Source organism: Mitsuaria sp. GD03876 (assembly GCF_029840635.1).
In the GTDB taxonomy this organism is placed as follows: domain Bacteria; phylum Pseudomonadota; class Gammaproteobacteria; order Burkholderiales; family Burkholderiaceae_C; genus Roseateles.
This window is the reverse complement of sequence record NZ_JAOCCU010000011.1, coordinates 103,518-120,888: the sequence shown is the minus strand read 5'-3', so window position 1 is coordinate 120,888 and position 17,371 is coordinate 103,518. Positions and strand designations below refer to the sequence as shown.

The following is a 17,371-nucleotide window of genomic DNA, read 5'->3' as shown; positions in this document are numbered from 1 at the left end:
AGGGTGAGGGGGCGGGCTGCCGGCGCTACAGCGGCTTGAGCGACTGCAGCACCGTCGGCAGCAGTTCGCTGACCGTCGGGTGGATGCGCACGCCGCCGGTGAGCACCTCGGTGTGCGGCCGCTTCGACGCGATCACGTCGAGCAGCGACTGCACCGCCTCGTCGCCGTCGACGCCGAGCACCGTCGCCCCGACGATCGCCTTCGATCCGGCGTCGACGAGCAGCTTGATGAATCCCTCGGTCTCGCCCTTCTCGATCGCGCGCCCGACCCGCGTCATCGGCCGCGTGCCGATCAGCGCCGGCCGACCGCTGGCGCGCACCTCGCGCTCGCCCAGCCCGATGCGGGCCAGCGGGGGTCGGTGTACAGCGCATAGGTCACGACACGGTCGCCGACGCCACGATCGGCCCCGTCGAACAGGTTCGCGGCGGTCGCCTCGAAGTCGTTCCACGAGGTATGGGTGAACGCGCCGCGGCCGTTGCAGTCCCCGAGCGCCCAGATGTGCGGCACGCTGCTGCGCAACCGGTCGTCGACGACGACATTCCCGCGTTCATCGACCTTCACCCCGGCCCGCTCGAGGCCGAGGTCGTCGGTGTTGGGCCGCCGCCCGGTGGCGATCAGCACATGGCTGCCGCGGACCTCGGGCTCGCCGGTGCGGCAATTGACCTGCACCGCGACGCCCTCGGGCGCCGGCGCGAGCCGTACGCATTCCGCGCCCGTGCGGATCGTCAGCCCCTCGCGCTCGAGGATCCCGCGCAGCGCCTCGGCCACGTCGGTGTCCTCGCGCGGCACCAGCTGCGGCCCGCGCTGCACGACGGTGACCTCCGAGCCGAAGCGCCGGAACATCTGCGCGAACTCGAGCCCGATGTAGCTGCCGCCAACGACGACGAGATGCCGGGGCAATTCGCCGAGCCGCATGATCGACGCGTTGGTCAGCCAGGGCACGGTGTCCAGGCCCTCGACGCCGGGCTGCGCCGGCCGTCCGCCGACATTGAGGAAGAAGCGGTCGGCCCGCAGCCGCCGGCCGTCGACGACGACCGTGTGCGGATCCTCGAAGCGGGCATGGCCCATGACGAGCTCGACGCCAGTCATGCCCTCGATCCACTTCTGGACGTTCTGGCGCGACTGGCCGGCGATGCGGTCCTTGCGCGCGATCACCGCGTCCAGGTCGACGCCGACCCGATCGGGCGGCCGCACGCCCCAGCGCGCGGCCTCGCGGACGACCCAGGCGGCATGCGCGCTGGCGACCATCGCCTTGGTCGGGATGCAGCCGGTGTTGACGCAGGTGCCGCCGACGCGCGAGCGCTCGATCACGGCGACGCGCCAGCCGGCCTGGGACATGCGCTCGGCGAGCGCCGGCCCGGCCTGGCCGGCGCCGATGACGATGGCATCGAAGGACTCGTTCATGGCCGCTCCTGGCATGGGACCAGCGCGGAGTCTGCCACCGCCGCATGACGCGCCCGCCGGCGCGCCATGCGCAGGGGACACGTCAATGCGCGTCGACCAGGGCCTTCAGGCGCGCGTCGCGCAGGTCGAGCACGTCGAACAGCCCGAGCTCGCGCAGCGCGGGGATCGCCTCGACGATGTCGTGCTCCGCCTGAGCGCGGTGGCCGGCCGCGGCGGCCGGGTCGCCCCAGACCTTCGCGTTGACGAGGAACGCGCCGACGGTGCCCTTGCGGATCGTCGTGCCGTTGCGTTCGATCTGGTTTTGCCCATCGGGCAGCATGTCTTGAGCCTTCATGAGGTGCTCCTGGTGGTGAAAGGGTGAATGAATCGTAGGCAACGCCTCTTGGCTTCAGTACGGCATCGAGGACATGCGATAGTCCGATCACGCCAATCGGTCGCCAGCGCCTGCCCCAGGCCCTCCTGGTCCCTCCAGGCCCCTCCCGGCTTCGGCCGCCCTCCCCGCCCTCCTGGCCTTCTCATCGACCCACCATGCCCGCGCGCCTGCCGAAGACCTTTGAATCCGTCGCCATCGCCGACGGCCCCGACGCGCCGACGATCCGCGCCGTCGCGCAGAGCTCGGGCGCGGAACGCGCGACACGCCCGCACCGCCACGCCAGCGGCCAGTTGCTCGGCGCGATGCAGGGCCTGATCACCGTGGACGTGCGCGACGGCCGCTGGGTCGTGCCCGCGACGCATGCGGTGTGGTTGCCGCCGCATGTCATGCATGGCCTGCGCTCGCACGGCCCGTTCGCCGGCTGGAGCGTCTACGTCGACGAATCCGCCGCCGCCGCGCTGCCGGCGGAGCCCCGCATCCTGGCCGTCTCCGGCCTGCTGCGCGAGGCGGTCGCGCGCGCGGTGGACTGGGACGACGCCACCGGCCCGCTGACGCCGCCGCAGGCGCGGCTGGCGGGCGTGATCCTGGACGAGGTCGCGCTGTCGGCGCCGGTGGCGCTGGGCCTGCCGATGCCGGCCGACCCGCGCCTGCTCAAGATCGCCCGGGCCCTGTCGGCGCGCCCCGACGACGCGCGCGGCCTGGCCGAGTGGGCCGACTGGGCCGGCATCGCCCCCCGCACGCTGACGCGGCGCTTCGTCGAGGAGACCGGCTTCAGCTTCACCGAATGGCGCCAGCGCGTGCGGCTGCTCCGCGGGCTGGAACTGCTGGCCGCCGGCAAGCCGGTCATGGCGATCGCTCTGGAGCTGGGCTACGACAACGTCAGCGCCTTCATCGCGCTGTTCAAGCGGACCTTCGGCGTGACGCCGGGCAGGTACGGCGAGCCGGACGCGCGCGGCTGATTCAGATCGCGCCGTGGCGCCGGCGGATCGCGGCCAGCGACCCGCGCTGCTCGAGCGCGTGGATCGCCTGGTCGATGCGGGCCAGGTCGGCCTCGTCCAGCCGGCGCCGGCTCAGCATCAGGCTGACCGGCTGCACGCTGTAGCCGTAGGGCTGCCGCGCCAGCCGCACGCCGCTGCTGCGCGCCTGCGCCAGCAGGTCCAGCTCGTCGCCCAGGATCAGCGGCGCGCGGTTGAGCCGCAGCATCTCCACCCCCTGCCGCATCGTCGGGTACGGGATCAGCAGGCCCGCGTCGCCCAGGCGCTGGCGCCAGGCCTCGAAATCGGCGCCCAGGCTCAGCGCGTCCACGTGCAGCAGCGGGATGCGCCGGCGCAGCAGGTCCTCGAAACCCTGCACGCCCTCCAGCCGGTGGTCGCGCGGGTCCGGCGCCGCGACCATGAAGGCCTCGTTGCGGTAGGTCCGCGTGTACATCACGGACGCCTCGTGCGCCGGCGTCGGCGTGGCCGAGAAGATCACGTCGAACTGGTCGTTCTGCAGCTCGCGGAAGCGCCGCTTGCGCCATTGCATCGGCCCGCGGATCCAGTTGAGCTCGTAGCCCGCCTGCTTGCAGATCGCCTGCAGCAGCTCCGCGTCCAGGCCCCGCATCGCGCCGTCGGCGCCGGGGATCAGGTAAGGCGGCCAGGACTCGACCAGCGCGCGGATCACCCGCGCCCGGCTGGCGCCGCTCGCCGCTCTCGCCGCCTCCACGGCGCCTCCGGTGCCCAGCAGGAACACCCCCAGCATCGTGCGGCGCGTGAGGCCACCTCCAGCGACCGGCCCGATGGCCTGGCCTGCAGGGTTGAAAGCGGTTGCGTCCGGCATTTCTGACCAGTTTGCCCCCCGCTTTCCGGAGCGACAAGGCGAGGATTCGCGCCCCGCACGCGCGCCCCCTGAATGAGGGCCGGGCCGTCACCGACGCCAAGAAAAGTCACGTGGTAGCGCAACCGTTCGGTTATCCACATGGTTTTGTCAATTCGAAAAGCGCAAAATTGATAAATCATGAAAGTCGTACTCGTCGAAGACTCCCCGCTGGTTCGCAAGCACCTGCTGGCAACGCTGAAGGAACAGCCGTTCCTGTCGGTGGTCGGCCTGGCCGCGACCGAGGCGGAAGCGTTGTGCACCGTCGGACTGACCCGCCCGCACGTGGTGGTGCTGGACCTGGGGCTGGCCGCCGGCTCGGGGCTGACGGTGCTGCGCAAGCTGCGCGCGGCCGGCTTCGGCGGGACCATCCTGGTCCTGAGCAACCGCGAGGCCGAGATCTACGGCCCGCTGTGCGTGCAGAACGGCGCCAACGCCTTCTACGACAAGGGGCGCGAGCTGGAGCGCTTCCTCGCCGACCTGAACATGCTGGCCGAGGCGCCGCGCCTGGCGTCGAGCCGGCCGATGACGCTGTCCTCGCTGCGCGCGTCCTGAGGCCTCAGACCGGGGCCGGCGCGCCGTCCTCGGGACGGACCACCACCATCCGCAGTCCGGGCGACTCGCGCTCCGCGCTCAGCGTCCAGCCGTGGGCGTCCGCGATCTCCTGGCAGATCGCCAGGCCCAGCCCGGCGCCATGGTCGCGCCGGTGGGCGCCGCGCCAGAAGCGACCGAACATCCGCGACAGCTGCTCCGGCGTCACGCCCGGGCCGCGGTCGCGCACCGACAGCGCCCGCTCGCCGACCTCCACGCTCAGCCGGCTGCCCGCCGGCGCGTGCTGCAGCGCGTTCTCGAGCAGGTTCTTCAGCAGCGTGAACACCGCGCCGCGGTCCGCGTCCCAGGTCGTGCCCTCGCCGGCCACGCGGAGTTCGACCTCCACGCCCAGCGCGTCGGCCATCCGGCGCAGGTAACCGATCGCCTCCTGCGCGGCCGCGCCCATGTCGGTCGGCTGGAACTGGTAGTTCTGCACCTCGCTGGCCTCGGCCAGCAACAGCAGCTGCTGCACCTGCCGCGTCATGTGCTCGACGTCCTGCAGCAGCGAGTCGTCGGCCTGGCCCTTCTCCATGAACTCGACCTGCGCGCGGATCAGCGCCAGCGGCGTCTTGAGCTCATGCGCGGCCATCGCCAGGAACTCCTGCTGCACGCGGTAGCCGCGCTCCAGCCGCTCCAGCACGCGGTTGAAGCTCTCCACCAGCGGCACGATCTCCGACGGGACGCGGTCGACCTGCAGCCGCGCGTGCAGCCAGCGCGGCGAGATCGCCGCCGCCGTCGCCGACACGTCGTGCAGCGGCTTGAGCACCCGCTTGAGCATCACGAACACGCACACGCCGAACAGCAGCAGCATCACCGAGCTGAACAGCACCATCCCCATGCCCATGAACGGCAGCGCGAAGTCCAGGCGGAAGAGCTCGAACAGCCGCGCGCTGCCCGCCAGCTGCAGGTACCAGGTGCGGCCCTGGTGCGGCACCGCCTCGGTCGCGCCCTGCATGCGCTGGCCGGCGTAGGTGAACTCGAACTTGCCCGGGCGCAGCACGCGGGCGCCCTCGCCGGCCGCCGGCCAGATCGGGTTGGCCGGCGTGGGCTCGATCACGACGCGGCCCGATGCGTCCAGCACCCGGTAGGCCAGGTCGTCCTTGAGCACGCGGTAGAGCCATTCGCGGCGCTGCTCGTCCACGGCCAGGCCGGTCGGCGCGCCCGAGGCGTCGAAGTGCAGGTTCTCGCCGAGCTCCTCGGCGAACTCGGTGATGTCCTCGTCGAAGAACAGCGGCCCGCGCAACGTGGTCACGCCGTTGAAGATCAGCGCCAGCGTGGCGATGGTCAGCAGCACGCCCGCCACGTAGGCCAGCATCACCTTCAGCGTCAGGCTACTCAGCCACGTGGGCGTCGTGAAGGGCATATCCGAGGTTTCTCACGTTGACGATGCGCTGATTCGACCCGATCGCGGCGAGCTTGCGCCGCAGCCGGTGCACGGCGACGTCCAGCGCGTTTGGCGTCACCGCCGTCCCCAGGCCCCAGCCCGCGGACTCCAGCGCGCCGCGCCGCACCGTGTCGCCGCCCTTGTTCAGCAGCAGCATCATGATCTGCATTTCGGCCGCCGCGAGCGTGACCGCCTCCTCGCCGCAGCGGATCGTGCTCGTGTCGGGCTGCAGCAGCAGGTCGCCGTGCTCGGGCGCCAGCGGCCGCAGCTCGGCCGGCCGGCGCAGCAGCGCCCGCACCCGCGCCACCAGCTCGTTCATCGCGAAGGGCTTGGCCAGGTAGTCGTCGGCGCCCGCCTCCAGCCCGGCGACGCGGTCGTGCAGCGCGTCGCGCGCGGTCAGCACCAGGCAGGGCGTGCCGTTGCCCGCGTCGCGCAGGCGCTGCAGCAGCGCCAGCCCGTCGCCGTCGGGCAGGCCGCGGTCGAGCACGACCGCCCGGTACGGCAGCTGCTGCAGCGAGGCCCAGGCCAGGCCGGCGCGGTCCACCACGTCCGCGGCGATGCCGGCCTCGCCCAGGCCCTTGCACATGAACCGCGCCAGGCGGTCGTGGTCCTCGACCAGCAGGATGCGGTTCATCAGAAGCGGTAGAGATACCCGATGAACACGCGGTTCTCGGTCGACGCGTCGACCAGCGGGCTGTCCTTGATGCTGCTGGCCAGGCTGGTCACGCCGACGTCGACGAACATCGAGTGCTGCCGGTTGAACATGTACATGCCGCGCAGGCCGATCTCCGGGTTGAAGGCGGAGCGGCCGCGGTAGGCGGCGCGGTTGGCGGCGACCTCGTTGGCGCGCACGCCGTAGTAGTAGTCGACGTACTTCTTGTCGAGCCAGTTGGCGCCCAGGCGCGGCGTCAGCATCACGCTCGGGCCGAAGCGCCAGGAGCGCTCCAGCGTCAGGGCCAGGCGCTGGCCCTTGCTGTGGCCCGAGGCATCGGTCGTCCATTCGGCGCCGAGCTCGGCGAGCTCGCCCTGCCAGGTCGCCTTGCCGCCCACCCAGATCCCGCCCTTGCGCTCGGCCATGCCGTTGAGGATCGGCGCGTCGTCGGCCTCGTAGCCGCCGGGACTCCACTTGGCCACCAGGCCGAAGTCGATGCGCTGCGTCGGGCTGAGCGTGGCCGACGGCAGCTTGACCATCAGGCCGGGGCCGAACACCTTCACCCAGCGGTTCTCGTAGCTGAGCATCGGCAGCGCCTTGGTCTCGCGGTCCATGCCCTTGTATGGCTTCTGCATCGAGATCGCGCCGATGCCCAGGCCCCAGCTGGAGCCCTTGCCGTCGGCGCCGCCAGGACCGCCAGGGCTACCGGGACCGCCTGGGCCGGCAGCCCGCGCGCCGGCGCCGGCCGTCAGCAGGACGGCGGCCAGGGCCACGGAAAAGACGGTCGGTAGCGTGATCGCCCCGACGGTCGGAGAGGAGGCGGAGGCGGCGGAAGAGCCGGCGGAAGAGGCGGAGGAGAAGGCGGTGGAAGAGGCTGCGCGAAGGTGCGCCGTGGAGCGGGTCGACAGGGGACGGATCTGCGTGGCCATGGGGTTCCCGGAAGGGGCGGTGAGAAGAGCCCGCATCGTCGGGGCGAGCGTCTTACCGCGTCCTTACCACCCGGTTGGCCAGCTCCCAGTCGGTCAGGACCGGCCGCCGCGCCGGTCGCCGGATCGGTCGCCGGATCGGTCGCAGGATCGGTCGCCGGAGTGGTCGCCGGAGCGGTCGCCGCATGGGCCGCCGCGCCACGCGACGGGTCAGTAAGGGGCTGGCAAGTCGGTGCGCCGGATAGTCGCGTCCCTCGACCGGGGCCGGCAGCGGCCCTGCCCGCTTCCTTCCTCCCGCGCCGCGATGTCCCCTCCCCTCAAACTCATCCTGACCGTCGCCGGTGCGGCGGTCCTCTGCGCCACGCTGGCGATCCGCTTCGTCGGCGGCACGGCGACCGCCACCGCGGCCACGGCAACCGCCTCCGGCACGGCCTCCGCCGACGCCGACGCCAACGCCACCGCCAACGCAGCGGGCACCGCCCCAGGCGCGGGTGGCGCCGGTGGAACCGAGAAGCCCGCGCTGACCGTCACCGTGACGCAGCTGCGCACCGAGACGCTGCCGATCCGGCTGAGCGCCAACGGCAACGTGATGGCCTGGCAGGAGGCGCTGATCGGCGCCGAGGCCAACGGCCTGCGCCTGGCCGAGGTGGCCGTCAACGTCGGCGACACCGTGCGTCGCGGGCAGCTGCTGGCGAGCTTCGCGGCCGACACGGTCGAGGCGGAACTCGCGCAGCGCCGCGCGGAGACGGCGGCGGCCGTCGCGGCGCTGGGCGAGGCCGCGGGCAACGCGCGGCGCGCCCGGGCGCTCGAGGCCAGCGGCGCGATGGCGCAGCAGCAGGTCCAGCAGAGCCTGGCCGCCGAGCTCTCGGCGCAGGCGCGGCTCGACGCGGCCCGCGCGGTCGAGGAACTGCAGCGGCTGCGGCTGCGGCAGACGCGCCTGCTGGCGCCCGACGACGGCATCGTGTCCGCGCGCGCGGCGACCGTCGGCGCGGTCGTGCCGGCGGGCCAGGAGCTGTTCCGCCTGATCCGGCGCGGCCGGCTCGAATGGCGCGCGGAAGTCGCGGCGCCCGACCTCGCGCGCATCCGGCCCGGGCAGGCGGTGCGCGTGACGCTGGCGGACGGCGTCGCGATCGCCGGCGAGGTGCGCATGGTCTCGCCGGTCGTGGACGCGTTCACCCGCAACGGGCTGGTCTACGTGGACCTGCCGGCGCCGGGCGCCGCCCGCGCGGGCAGCTACGCGCAAGGCGAGTTCGACCTCGGCGCCAGTGCCGCCACCACGCTGCCGCGCGGCGCGGTGCAGATGCGCGAGGGCCTGGTGCACGCGCTGCGCGTCGACGCCGACCAGCGCGTCACCCGGACGCGGCTGCGGCTGGGCCGCCAGGCCGGCGACCGGATCGAGGTGTTGGAAGGCTTGGACCGGACCGACCGCGTCGTCGCGTCCGGCATCGCCTTCCTGGGCGACCGCGACCGCGTGCGCGTCGTCGAGGCCCAGCGCTGAGGACCCGTCGCGATGCGCTTCAACGTCTCCTCCTGGTCCATCCGCCATCCCTCGCCCGCGATCCTGCTGTTCGTGCTGCTGACGGTGCTGGGCGCGATGGCCTTCCCCGCCCTGCCGGTGCAGGACTTCCCCGATGTCGACCTGCCGCGCGTGTCCGTCACCGCGTCGCTGCCCGGCGCCTCGCCGTCCCAACTCGAGACGGAGGTGGCGCGCAAGCTCGAGGACGCGCTCGCGACCGTCCCCGGCCTCAAGCACCAGTCGACGACGCTGACCGACGGCAGCGCCGAGATCGCCCTCGAGTTCCGGCTCGAGATCCCCACCGCGCAGGCGCTGGACGACGTCCGCGACGTGGTGTCCCGCGTCCGCGGCGACCTGCCGGCCGACCTGCGCGATCCGGTGATCAAGCGGGTCGAGGTCGTCGGCGGTCCGCTGCTGACCTACACCGTCACCGCGCGGGACCCGGACACCGAGGCGCTGTCCTGGTTCATCGACAACGAGGCCGCCAAGGCGCTGCTGGCGGTGCCGGGCGTGGGCGAGGTCAAGCGCGTCGGCGGCGTCGACCGCGAGGTGCGCGTCACGCTCGATCCGCGGCGGCTGATGGCGCTGAACACGACCGCCGCCGAGATTTCGCGCCGGCTGCGCGAGACGCAGCAGGACGGCGCCGGCGGCCGCGTCGACCTCGGCGGCACCGAGCAGTCGATCCGCGCCATCGGCACGGTGCGCACGGCCGCGGAGATCGGCGCGATCGAGCTGGCGCTGGGCGACGGCAGGCGCGTGCGCCTGGACCAGGTCGCCACCGTGGCCGACACCGTCGCGGAGCCGCGCACCGCGGCGCTCGTGGACGGCCGGCCGGCGGTGGGCCTGCAGGTCATGCGGGCCCGCGGCTTCGGCGAGCTGGACGTGGCCGAGGGCGTGCGCCGCGCGATGGCGCGGCTGCGCGCCGACCATCCGGAGCTGCGGCTGGTCGAGACGCTGGACTTCACCGACCAGATCGTCGAGAACCACGACGGCTCGATGCGGCTGCTGCTGGAGGGCGCGGCGCTGGCGGTGCTGGTGGTGTTCGTGTTCCTGCGGGACGCGCGCGCCACGGCGATCGCGGCGGCGGCGCTGCCGCTGTCGGTCATTCCGACCTTCGCGCTGATGCACGCGATGGGCTTCACGCTGAACACGGTCACGCTGCTGTCGCTGTCGCTGGTGGTCGGCGTGCTGGTGGACGACGCGATCGTCGAGATCGAGAACATCGAGCGCCACCTGCTGATGGGCAAGACGCCGTACCAGGCGGCGATGGAGGCGGCCGACGAGATCGGCCTGGCGGTGATCGCCACGACGCTGACGCTGGTCGCGGTGTTCCTGCCGACGGCCTTCATGAGCGGCACCGTCGGCCGGTTCTTCGTGCAGTTCGGATGGACCGCGGCCGGCGCGGTGCTGTGCTCGCTGGTCGTGGCGCGCCTGCTCACGCCGATGATGGCCGCCTACCTGCTGCGCCCGCCGAAACGCGAGGCGAACGCCGAACCCGTCTGGGTGAGCCGCTACCTCGTCCTGGCGCGCTGGTGCCTGCGCCGTCGCGCGGTGACGGTGGCGGCTGCCACCGCCTTCCTGGCGGTCGGCCTCGGCGTGGCCGTCCTGCTGCCGACGACCTTCATCCCGGCCGACGACGGCATCCGGTCGGAGATCACGATCACGCTGCCGCCGGGCAGCCCGCTCGCGGCCACGGTCGCGTCGGCGGAGCAGGCACGGACGCTGGTCGCCACGCATCCGCAGGTGCGCGGCGTGTTCACCGCCATCGGCGTCGGCGGCACCGGCGGCGACGGCCCGGGCGACGGCGGCGGCGCCGGGGCCGATGTCCGGACCGCGGTGCTGACGCTCACGCTGGCGCCCCGCGCCGACCGGCCGCGCGGCCTCACCCAGCAGCGCATCGAGGCGGACCTGCGCGAGCGCCTGGCCGCGGTGCCGGGCGTGCGCGTCAAGGTCGGCCAGGGCGGCTCCGGCGACAGCTACCTGCTGGCGCTGTCCGGCGACGACCCGGCGGCGCTGGAGCGCCACGCCCAGCGCGTCGAGCGCGAGCTGCGCGCGCTGCCTGGCGTCGGCGCGGTCCAGTCGACCGCCAGCCTGGCGCGGCCGGAGCTGCGGGTGCGGACCGACTTCGCGCGCGCCGGCGACCTGGGCGTCTCCTCGTCCGCGATCGCCGAGACGCTGCGCGTGGCCACCGTGGGCGACTACGCGCAGTCGCTGGCCAAGCTCAACCTCGGCGAACGCCAGGTGCCGGTGCGGGTACGCCTGGACGACAGCGCCCGCGAGGACCTGGGCGTGCTGCGGCGCCTGCCGGTGCCGGGCGCGCGCGGCCCGGTGGCGCTGGAGCACGTCGCGTCGCTGGAACTGGACAGCGGCCCGGTGGAGATCCAGCGCCGCGACCGCCGGCGCACCGTGACGCTGGAGGTCGAGGCCGGCGGCCGGCCGCTGGGCGAGATCGAGCGCGAGGCGCTGGCGCTGCCCAGCCTGAAGGACCTGCCGCGCGGCATCGCGCTCGGGGCGCTGGGCGACGCCGAGGAGATGGAGGACATGACGGCCGGCTTCGCGATGGCGATGGTCACCGGCGTGCTGTGCATCTACCTGGTGCTGGCGCTGCTGCTGGACGACTTCGTGCAGCCGCTGACGCTCTTGATCGCGCTGGTGCTGTCGCTGCCCGGCGCGATGCTGGCGCTGTGGGTCACCGGCTCGTCGCTGTCGATGCCCTCGATGATCGGCTTGATCATGCTGATGGGCGTGGCGACGAAAAACTCGATCCTGCTTGTCGATTACATCGTCCTGGCGCGGCGCGATCATGGCCTCCCCCGGGCCGAGGCGCTGGTGGACGCCTGCCGCAAGCGCGCGCGGCCGATCGTCATGACGACGATCGCGATGGGCGCCGGCATGCTGCCGGTGGCGCTGGGCCTGGTCGGCGATCCGAGCTTCCGCGTGCCGATGGCCATCGTCGTGATCGGGGGCCTGCTGAGTTCCACCGCCCTCAGCCTGCTTGTCATACCCGTTGTCTACAGTCTGGTCGACGACCTGATCGTCCGCGTCAAGAAAGCCTTCGCATGAGTCTGCCTCTCCTCGGCCTGGCCGCCGCCCTCGTCTACTCGGCGGGCTGCGTCGCCTACGTCTACCGCTGGCGCGGCCAGGCGCGCTACGACAGCTTCACCCAGTACCTGCGCAAGAGCTGGCCCGTCTTCGCGCCGCTGAACTGCCTGATGTACCTGTCGACGAAGGCCTGGGCGCGCCGGCCGGTGATCGCGGCGGACTACCTCGACCAGGTCGGGCTGCTGCGCGAGCACTGGCGCGTGCTGCGCGACGAGGCGCTGGCGCTGGAGGCCTCGGGCGCCTTCGAGGCCGCCAAGGCGCCGGGCTCGGCCGGCTTCTACGACGTGGGCTTCCGCACCTTCTACAAGCGCGGCTGGAGCAAGTTCTACCTGAACTGGTACGGGACGACGCACGCCTCGGCGCGCCGGCTGTGCCCGCGCAGCGTCGAGCTGCTGGCGCGGCTGCCGCAGGTCCGCGGCGCGATGTTCTCGATCCTGCCGCCGGGCGCGGAGCTGTCGCTGCATGCCGATCCGATGGCGTGCTCGCTGCGCTACCACCTCGGCCTGGACACGCCCGGCGGCGACGCCTGCCGGCTGCAGGTCGACGACCAGACGATGGTCTGGCGCGACGGCCAGGACTTCGTCTTCGACGAGACCTACCCGCATCGCGCGCTCAACGACAGCGACCGCCCGCGCCTGATCCTGATGTGCGACGTGGACCGGCCGATGCACCTGCCGGGCCGGCTGGTGCACGCGCTGTACCTGCGGATCGCGCGGGGCACCGTCGTGCCCAACACCGACGAGGACCGGCGCGGCGTGTTCAGCGCGCTGTTCGTCCGGCTCGCGCCGTGGCGCGAGCGCTCGCTCAAGCTGCGCGCCGAGCGCCGCCGCACCTACCGGGCGCTGAAGTTCCTGCTGAACTCGAGCCTGCTGAGCGGCCTGGCCGCGGCGTTCTACGGGATGCTGCTGGCGCTCGAGGCCGTCGCCGCCTGACCGGCCCGCGCCGGACCCGGGGCCCCGATCGCGCGGGGGCCCCGGATCGCGAGGATCAGGTCGGGCCGTCCGCGGGCGCGGGCTTGGCCGACCGTTCCGTCTCGCGCTGCGTGCGTCGCTGCAGGTAGGCGTCGCGCACGAACAGGTATTTGTCCAGCGCGATCTCGTCGATGGTCTTGGTCAGCTCGAGCATGCCGGCCCGCTTGTCGACGATGTTCACGATCATCAGCGCGTTGCGGGCGCCGGCGTCGTCGAGGTAACCGGCCAGGTTGCCGAAGCTGTTGACCGGGATCGAGGCGGTGCCGCGCAGGTCGGACGGTCCGAAGATCGGCAGCACCAGGTAGGCGCCGCCGCCGACGCCCCAGGCGCCCAGCGTGTCGCTGAAGCCGTCGCCGTGGCGCGGCAGGCCCCAGTCGGTGGCGACGTCCATGACGCCCAGCAACCCGACGGTGGAGTTGGTGCCGAAGCGGGCGAAGTCCGAGAAGCCGGCCTTGAAGCGCCCCTGCAGCATCAGGTTCACGCCCGACCAGGGATCGCCGAGGTTGGAGAAGAAGTTGGACACGCCGGTGCGCACGGGCGTCGGCAGCACCGCCTTGTAGACCGTGGCCACCGGCTTGAGCACGACCTTGTCGACGCCCTCGTTGAGCGCGAAGGTCTTGCGGTTGACCGATTCCAGCGGATCGGGGTTCTGCGGCGTGGCGCAGCCGGCGAGCAGCGCGGCGGCCAGCAGCGCGGCCGGGGCGAGCGGCGAGGCGGGCCGGCGGGCACCGGCCAGGGAAGCGAGGGTCGACATGAGAGGGCTCCTGCTCCGGGATGGAGCGCCGGCATCGTGCGGCGGGTCGACTTTCCGGGTCCTTACCACCACCCTCACGCGAAACACGGAGCAAAACTACATTCAAATCTCCGGAATTCCTCTGAAACGTCCCTCGAATCACTGACGCATCGCCTGCATCCTCCGAGTGATTGGGGATTTCACCACGTATCGCATGTAGTTTTACTTCACTAGCATCCGCCCACTTTCGAGGAGGGCTCGGACATGCAGGCTTGGACGGACGGTTGGACGCGCACCGCGCGTAGCGTGATGGGCGCCCTGGCGATCGGGCTGTGCGGACTGCTCGCGGCCTGCGGAGGCGGCGAGACCGGCGCCGCCAAGCCGCAGGCCACCGAGGCCGGCGCCGCGGCGACCGGCGACGGCGACACCCTCCTCCTCGCGGGCGTGCCGGCGACGGCGACCGGCGGGCGGGCCCGCGCGGCGGCGGCGGCCACGCCGGAGGCGCCGGCCACCTCGCTGCGCGTGCACTACCGCCGCGCCGACGGCAACGCCACCGGCTGGCAGATCCACACCTGGAACGCGGCCAGCAGCCCGGCCTGGAACGCGGGCTGGAACGCCGCCGGCAGCGACGACTTCGGCGTCTATTACGACGTGCCGCTCGCCGCGACCAGCGGCACGGTCGGATTCCTGTTCCACAAGGGCGACGACAAGGACAACGGCGGCGCCGACCAGAGCCTGGTGCTGCAGGCCGGCGCCAACGAGATCTGGCGGCTGCAGGGCGACGGCACCAACTACGCGAGCAATCCGCTGCTGCTGGCCGCGCCCGACCTGAGCACGGTGCGCGTGCACTACAAGCGCTTCGACGGCGCCTACGCCGCCTGGGGCCTGCACCTGTGGAACGGCAGCGGGCTGGACGTGTCCGCCCTGCCCGCGGGTGTCGCGATCGACCAATGGGGCCAGCCCGTCGCGCTCAGCGCGATGCCCGGCTACGCGGTCGGCGACGGCGAGGTCGTCTTCGACATCCCGGTGCTGAACCCGCAGGGCGACGCCAATCGCAAGGGGCTGGAGTTCATCGTCCACGGCATGCCGCCCAACGAGAACGACAAGGACGGCCGCGACAACAACATCCGCGTCGAGTTCGGCGCATTGACGGTGCAGAACCGGGTCGGCCACGTGTGGCTCGTCGAGCGCGACGCGACCGTCTACACCGCGCCGCCGGACCTGCGCCAGGTCTCCAGCACCGATGCGCGGGCCGTGTGGCTCAACAAGACGCTGGTGAAGTGGCCGCGCGTCGCCGCCGCGGGCACCGTGCGGCTCTATCACTCGGCGACCGGGCAGATCGGCGTGTCCGCCGACGCGCCGGTCCGCGGCGCCGACGGCTTCCTCACGCTGGACGCGTTCGGCGGCAGCGTGCCGGACGCCGACGCGTTGCGCTTCAAGTACGTCGGCAGCGGCGCCGTCTTCACCGTGCGCGCGGCCGACGTCGCCCGCCTGCCCGCGCTGCACCGGCAGCAACTGGTGCTGGTGCAGGAGGACGCCGCCGGCAAGGTCCAGAACGCGACCACCGCGCAGATCGCCGGCGCGCTGGACGACCTCTATGCCGCGGCCGCCGACGTGCCGGACCTCGGCGCCGTCGTCGCCAACGGCTCGACCCGCTTCGCGGTGTGGGCGCCGACGGCACAGACCGTGTCGCTGGTGCTGACCGCGCCGATCCCGGGCTCGACGCTGACCCGGACCACCACCGAGCCGATGGCGCGCGACGACGCCACCGGCGTGTGGCGCCTGGCCAAGGCCGGCAGCCTGCAGGGCGCGACCTACCGCTACCAGGTGCAGGTCTTCGTCAAGGGCGTCGGCCTGGTGAGCAACCTGGTGGCCGATCCTTACTCGCTGGGCGTGACGCTGGGCGGCCAGCAAAGCGTGGTGATGGACCTGAACGCCGCGGCGACCAAGCCGCCCGGCTGGGACGGCGGCGCGCCGCCGGCCACCGTGTCCGCGCCGTCGGACCTGAGCATCTACGAGCTCCACATCCGCGACTTCTCCATCAACGACGCGAGCGTGCCCGCCGCCAGGCGTGGCAAGTACCTGGCCTTCGCCGAAGCCGGCTCCAACGGCATGCGCCACCTGGCGGCGCTCGCCGCGGCGGGCCTGACCGACGTGCACCTGCTGCCCACCTACGACTTCACCAGCGTCAACGAGAAGGGCTGCGTCACGCCCTCGCCCGCCGGCGCGCCGGACGGCGAGACGCAGCAGGCCGCCGTCGCCGCGACGGCCGCGACCGACTGCTTCAACTGGGGCTACGACCCGCAGCACTTCTCGACGCCGGAAGGCAGCTACGCGAGCAACGCGAACGACCCGGTGGCGCGCGTCGTCGAGTTCCGCCGCATGGTGCAGGCGCTCAACGCCGCGGGCCTGCGCGTGGGCATGGACCTGGTCTACAACCACACCGCCGCGTCGGGCCAGAACGCGAACTCGGTGCTCGACAAGGTGGTGCCCAACTACTACTACCGCTACAACGCCGCCGGCGGCATCGAGCGCTCGACCTGCTGCGAGAACACCGCCTCCGAGAACCGGATGATGGCCAAGCTGATGATCGATTCGGCGGTCACCTGGACCCGCGACTACCGCATCAGCTCGTTGCGCTTCGACATCATGGGCCACCACCCGCGCGGGGTCATCGAGGCGCTCAAGGCGCGCGTGCAGGCGGCGGCCGGCCGCGAGGTGCAGATCGTCGGCGAGGGTTGGAACTTCGGCGAGGTCGCCAACGGCGCGCGCTTCGTGCAGGCGGAGATGCTGTCGCTCAACGGCTCGGGCATCGGCAGCTTCAATCCGCTGATCCGCGACGCGGTGCGCGGCGGCGGCTGCTGCGACGCGGGCGACGCGCTGGTCGCCAGCCAGGGCTACGTGAACGGCTATTTCTACGACGGCAACGGCCGCAACGGTAACCAGACGCGCGGCGAGCTGATGTGGCAGGCCGACCGGATCCGCGCGGCGCTGGCCGGATCGATCCGCAGCTTCCAGATGCAGACGAGCTGGGACGCCACGCTGCCGCTGGAGCAGATCGACGTCGGCGGCATCCCGGCCGGCTGGGTGCTGGAGCCGGGCGAGGTCGTCAACTACGTCGAGAACCACGACAACCTGACGCTGTTCGACAACAACGCCTTCCGGCTGCCGGTGGGCACGAGCCGCGAGGACCGCGCCCGCGTGCAGGTCCTGGCCAGCGCGATCAATGCGTTCAGCCAGGGCGTCGCCTACTTCCATGCCGGCGTGGACACGTTGCGCAGCAAGTCGCTGGACCGCAACAGCTACGACAGCGGCGACTGGTTCAACCGGCTGGACTGGACGTACGCGGACAACAACTTCGGCGTCGGCCTGCCGCCCGCGCGGGACAACGCGGACAACTGGGCGCTCGCCCGGCCGCTGCTGGCCAATGCGGCGATCAAGCCGACGGCCGCCGAGATCGCCTGGACCCGCGACGCGTTCCGCGACCTGCTGCGCATCCGCAAGAGCAGCACGCTGCTGCGGCTGCGCTCCGCCGCCGACATCAAGGCGCGGCTGAGCTTCCTGAACACCGGCTCGGCGCAGGAGGCGACGGTGCTGGTCGGGCGCGTGGACGGCGCCGGGTATCGCGGCGCCAACTTCGACGAACTGGTCTACCTGATCAACGTCGACAAGGTCGAGAAGTCCTTGACCCTTCCCGCGCTGGCCGGCCATGCCCTGGCGCTGCATCCGGTGCACACGGCGCCCACGGCGGCGGACGCGCGCGCCCGCCAGGCCAGCTTCGACCGGACCACCGGCCGCTTCAGCGTGCCGGCACGCACGGCGGTCGTGTTCGTCGTCCCTGCTTCCAACGCTCAATGAAAGTCGA

Annotated in this window: 12 protein-coding genes and 1 pseudogene; 6 read left to right on the top strand and 7 right to left on the bottom strand. The window is 72.5% G+C overall.

What is annotated here, in order from left to right:
* Nucleotides 1-25: 25 nt before the first annotated feature.
* Nucleotides 26-1,404 (bottom strand): annotated as a pseudogene (locus N5D62_RS09240) (FAD-containing oxidoreductase).
* 82 nt (nucleotides 1,405-1,486) lie between these two features.
* Nucleotides 1,487-1,738 (bottom strand): hypothetical protein, encoded by a 252-nt coding sequence (locus N5D62_RS09235; protein ID WP_279757423.1) that lies wholly within the window; start codon nucleotides 1,736-1,738, stop codon nucleotides 1,487-1,489.
* 194 nt (nucleotides 1,739-1,932) lie between these two features.
* Here N5D62_RS09235 and N5D62_RS09230 point away from each other — a divergent pair, with 194 nt between their 5' ends.
* Nucleotides 1,933-2,736 (top strand): helix-turn-helix transcriptional regulator, encoded by an 804-nt coding sequence (locus N5D62_RS09230; protein ID WP_279757422.1) that lies wholly within the window; start codon nucleotides 1,933-1,935, stop codon nucleotides 2,734-2,736.
* A 1-nt stretch (nucleotide 2,737) separates the two neighbouring features.
* Here N5D62_RS09230 and N5D62_RS09225 read toward each other — a convergent pair whose 3' ends face one another.
* A complete protein-coding gene (locus tag N5D62_RS09225) occupies nucleotides 2,738-3,517 on the bottom strand; it encodes a transporter substrate-binding domain-containing protein (RefSeq protein ID WP_279757420.1) in 780 nt (259 codons plus the stop codon).
* Nucleotides 3,518-3,772: 255 nt separating this feature from the next.
* Here N5D62_RS09225 and N5D62_RS09220 point away from each other — a divergent pair, with 255 nt between their 5' ends.
* Nucleotides 3,773-4,186, top strand: coding sequence for a response regulator (locus N5D62_RS09220; RefSeq protein ID WP_279757419.1), 414 nt, complete (start codon nucleotides 3,773-3,775; stop codon nucleotides 4,184-4,186).
* A gap of 4 nt (nucleotides 4,187-4,190) precedes the next feature.
* Here the strand turns inward: N5D62_RS09220 and N5D62_RS09215 are convergent, their stop codons facing one another.
* From N5D62_RS09215 to N5D62_RS09205, 3 genes are read right to left on the bottom strand one after another with little or no spacing between them, the layout of a single operon-like run.
* Nucleotides 4,191-5,585, bottom strand: coding sequence for an ATP-binding protein (locus tag N5D62_RS09215; RefSeq protein WP_279757418.1), 1,395 nt, complete (start codon nucleotides 5,583-5,585; stop codon nucleotides 4,191-4,193).
* On the bottom strand, nucleotides 5,554-6,240 hold the full coding sequence (locus tag N5D62_RS09210) for a response regulator transcription factor (RefSeq protein ID WP_279757417.1): 687 nt from the start codon (nucleotides 6,238-6,240) through the stop codon (nucleotides 5,554-5,556). Before N5D62_RS09210 ends, N5D62_RS09215 begins: the two co-directional genes overlap by 32 nt.
* Nucleotides 6,240-7,031 carry a MipA/OmpV family protein gene (locus N5D62_RS09205; RefSeq protein ID WP_279757416.1) on the bottom strand — a complete coding sequence of 264 codons (792 nt, stop codon included), beginning with the start codon at nucleotides 7,029-7,031 and terminating at the stop codon, nucleotides 6,240-6,242. The genes N5D62_RS09210 and N5D62_RS09205 overlap by 1 nt, the downstream gene beginning before the upstream one ends.
* 457 nt (nucleotides 7,032-7,488) lie before the next feature.
* On the opposite strand from N5D62_RS09205, the gene N5D62_RS09200 reads away from it, so the two are divergent.
* The 3 genes from N5D62_RS09200 to N5D62_RS09190 are packed head-to-tail and all read left to right on the top strand — an operon-like array spanning nucleotide 7,489 to nucleotide 12,734.
* Complete coding sequence (locus tag N5D62_RS09200) at nucleotides 7,489-8,682, top strand: efflux RND transporter periplasmic adaptor subunit (RefSeq protein WP_279757415.1); 1,194 nt, start codon at nucleotides 7,489-7,491, stop codon at nucleotides 8,680-8,682.
* Nucleotides 8,683-8,694: 12 nt separating this feature from the next.
* Nucleotides 8,695-11,763, top strand: a complete 3,069-nt coding sequence (locus N5D62_RS09195; protein ID WP_279757414.1) for an efflux RND transporter permease subunit — start codon at nucleotides 8,695-8,697, stop codon at nucleotides 11,761-11,763.
* Nucleotides 11,760-12,734 carry an aspartyl/asparaginyl beta-hydroxylase domain-containing protein gene (locus N5D62_RS09190; RefSeq protein WP_279757413.1) on the top strand — a complete coding sequence of 325 codons (975 nt, stop codon included), beginning with the start codon at nucleotides 11,760-11,762 and terminating at the stop codon, nucleotides 12,732-12,734. The genes N5D62_RS09195 and N5D62_RS09190 overlap by 4 nt, the downstream gene beginning before the upstream one ends.
* Nucleotides 12,735-12,789: 55 nt before the next feature.
* On the opposite strand, the gene N5D62_RS09185 is transcribed toward N5D62_RS09190, so the two are convergent.
* Nucleotides 12,790-13,527: a VacJ family lipoprotein gene (locus N5D62_RS09185; protein WP_279757412.1), complete on the bottom strand. Its 738-nt coding sequence runs from the start codon at nucleotides 13,525-13,527 to the stop codon at nucleotides 12,790-12,792.
* A 243-nt stretch (nucleotides 13,528-13,770) separates the two neighbouring features.
* On the opposite strand from N5D62_RS09185, the gene N5D62_RS09180 reads away from it, so the two are divergent.
* Entirely contained in the window at nucleotides 13,771-17,364 is a 3,594-nt protein-coding gene (locus tag N5D62_RS09180; protein ID WP_279757411.1) for an alpha-1,6-glucosidase domain-containing protein, read from the top strand.
* Nucleotides 17,365-17,371 lie beyond the last annotated feature (7 nt).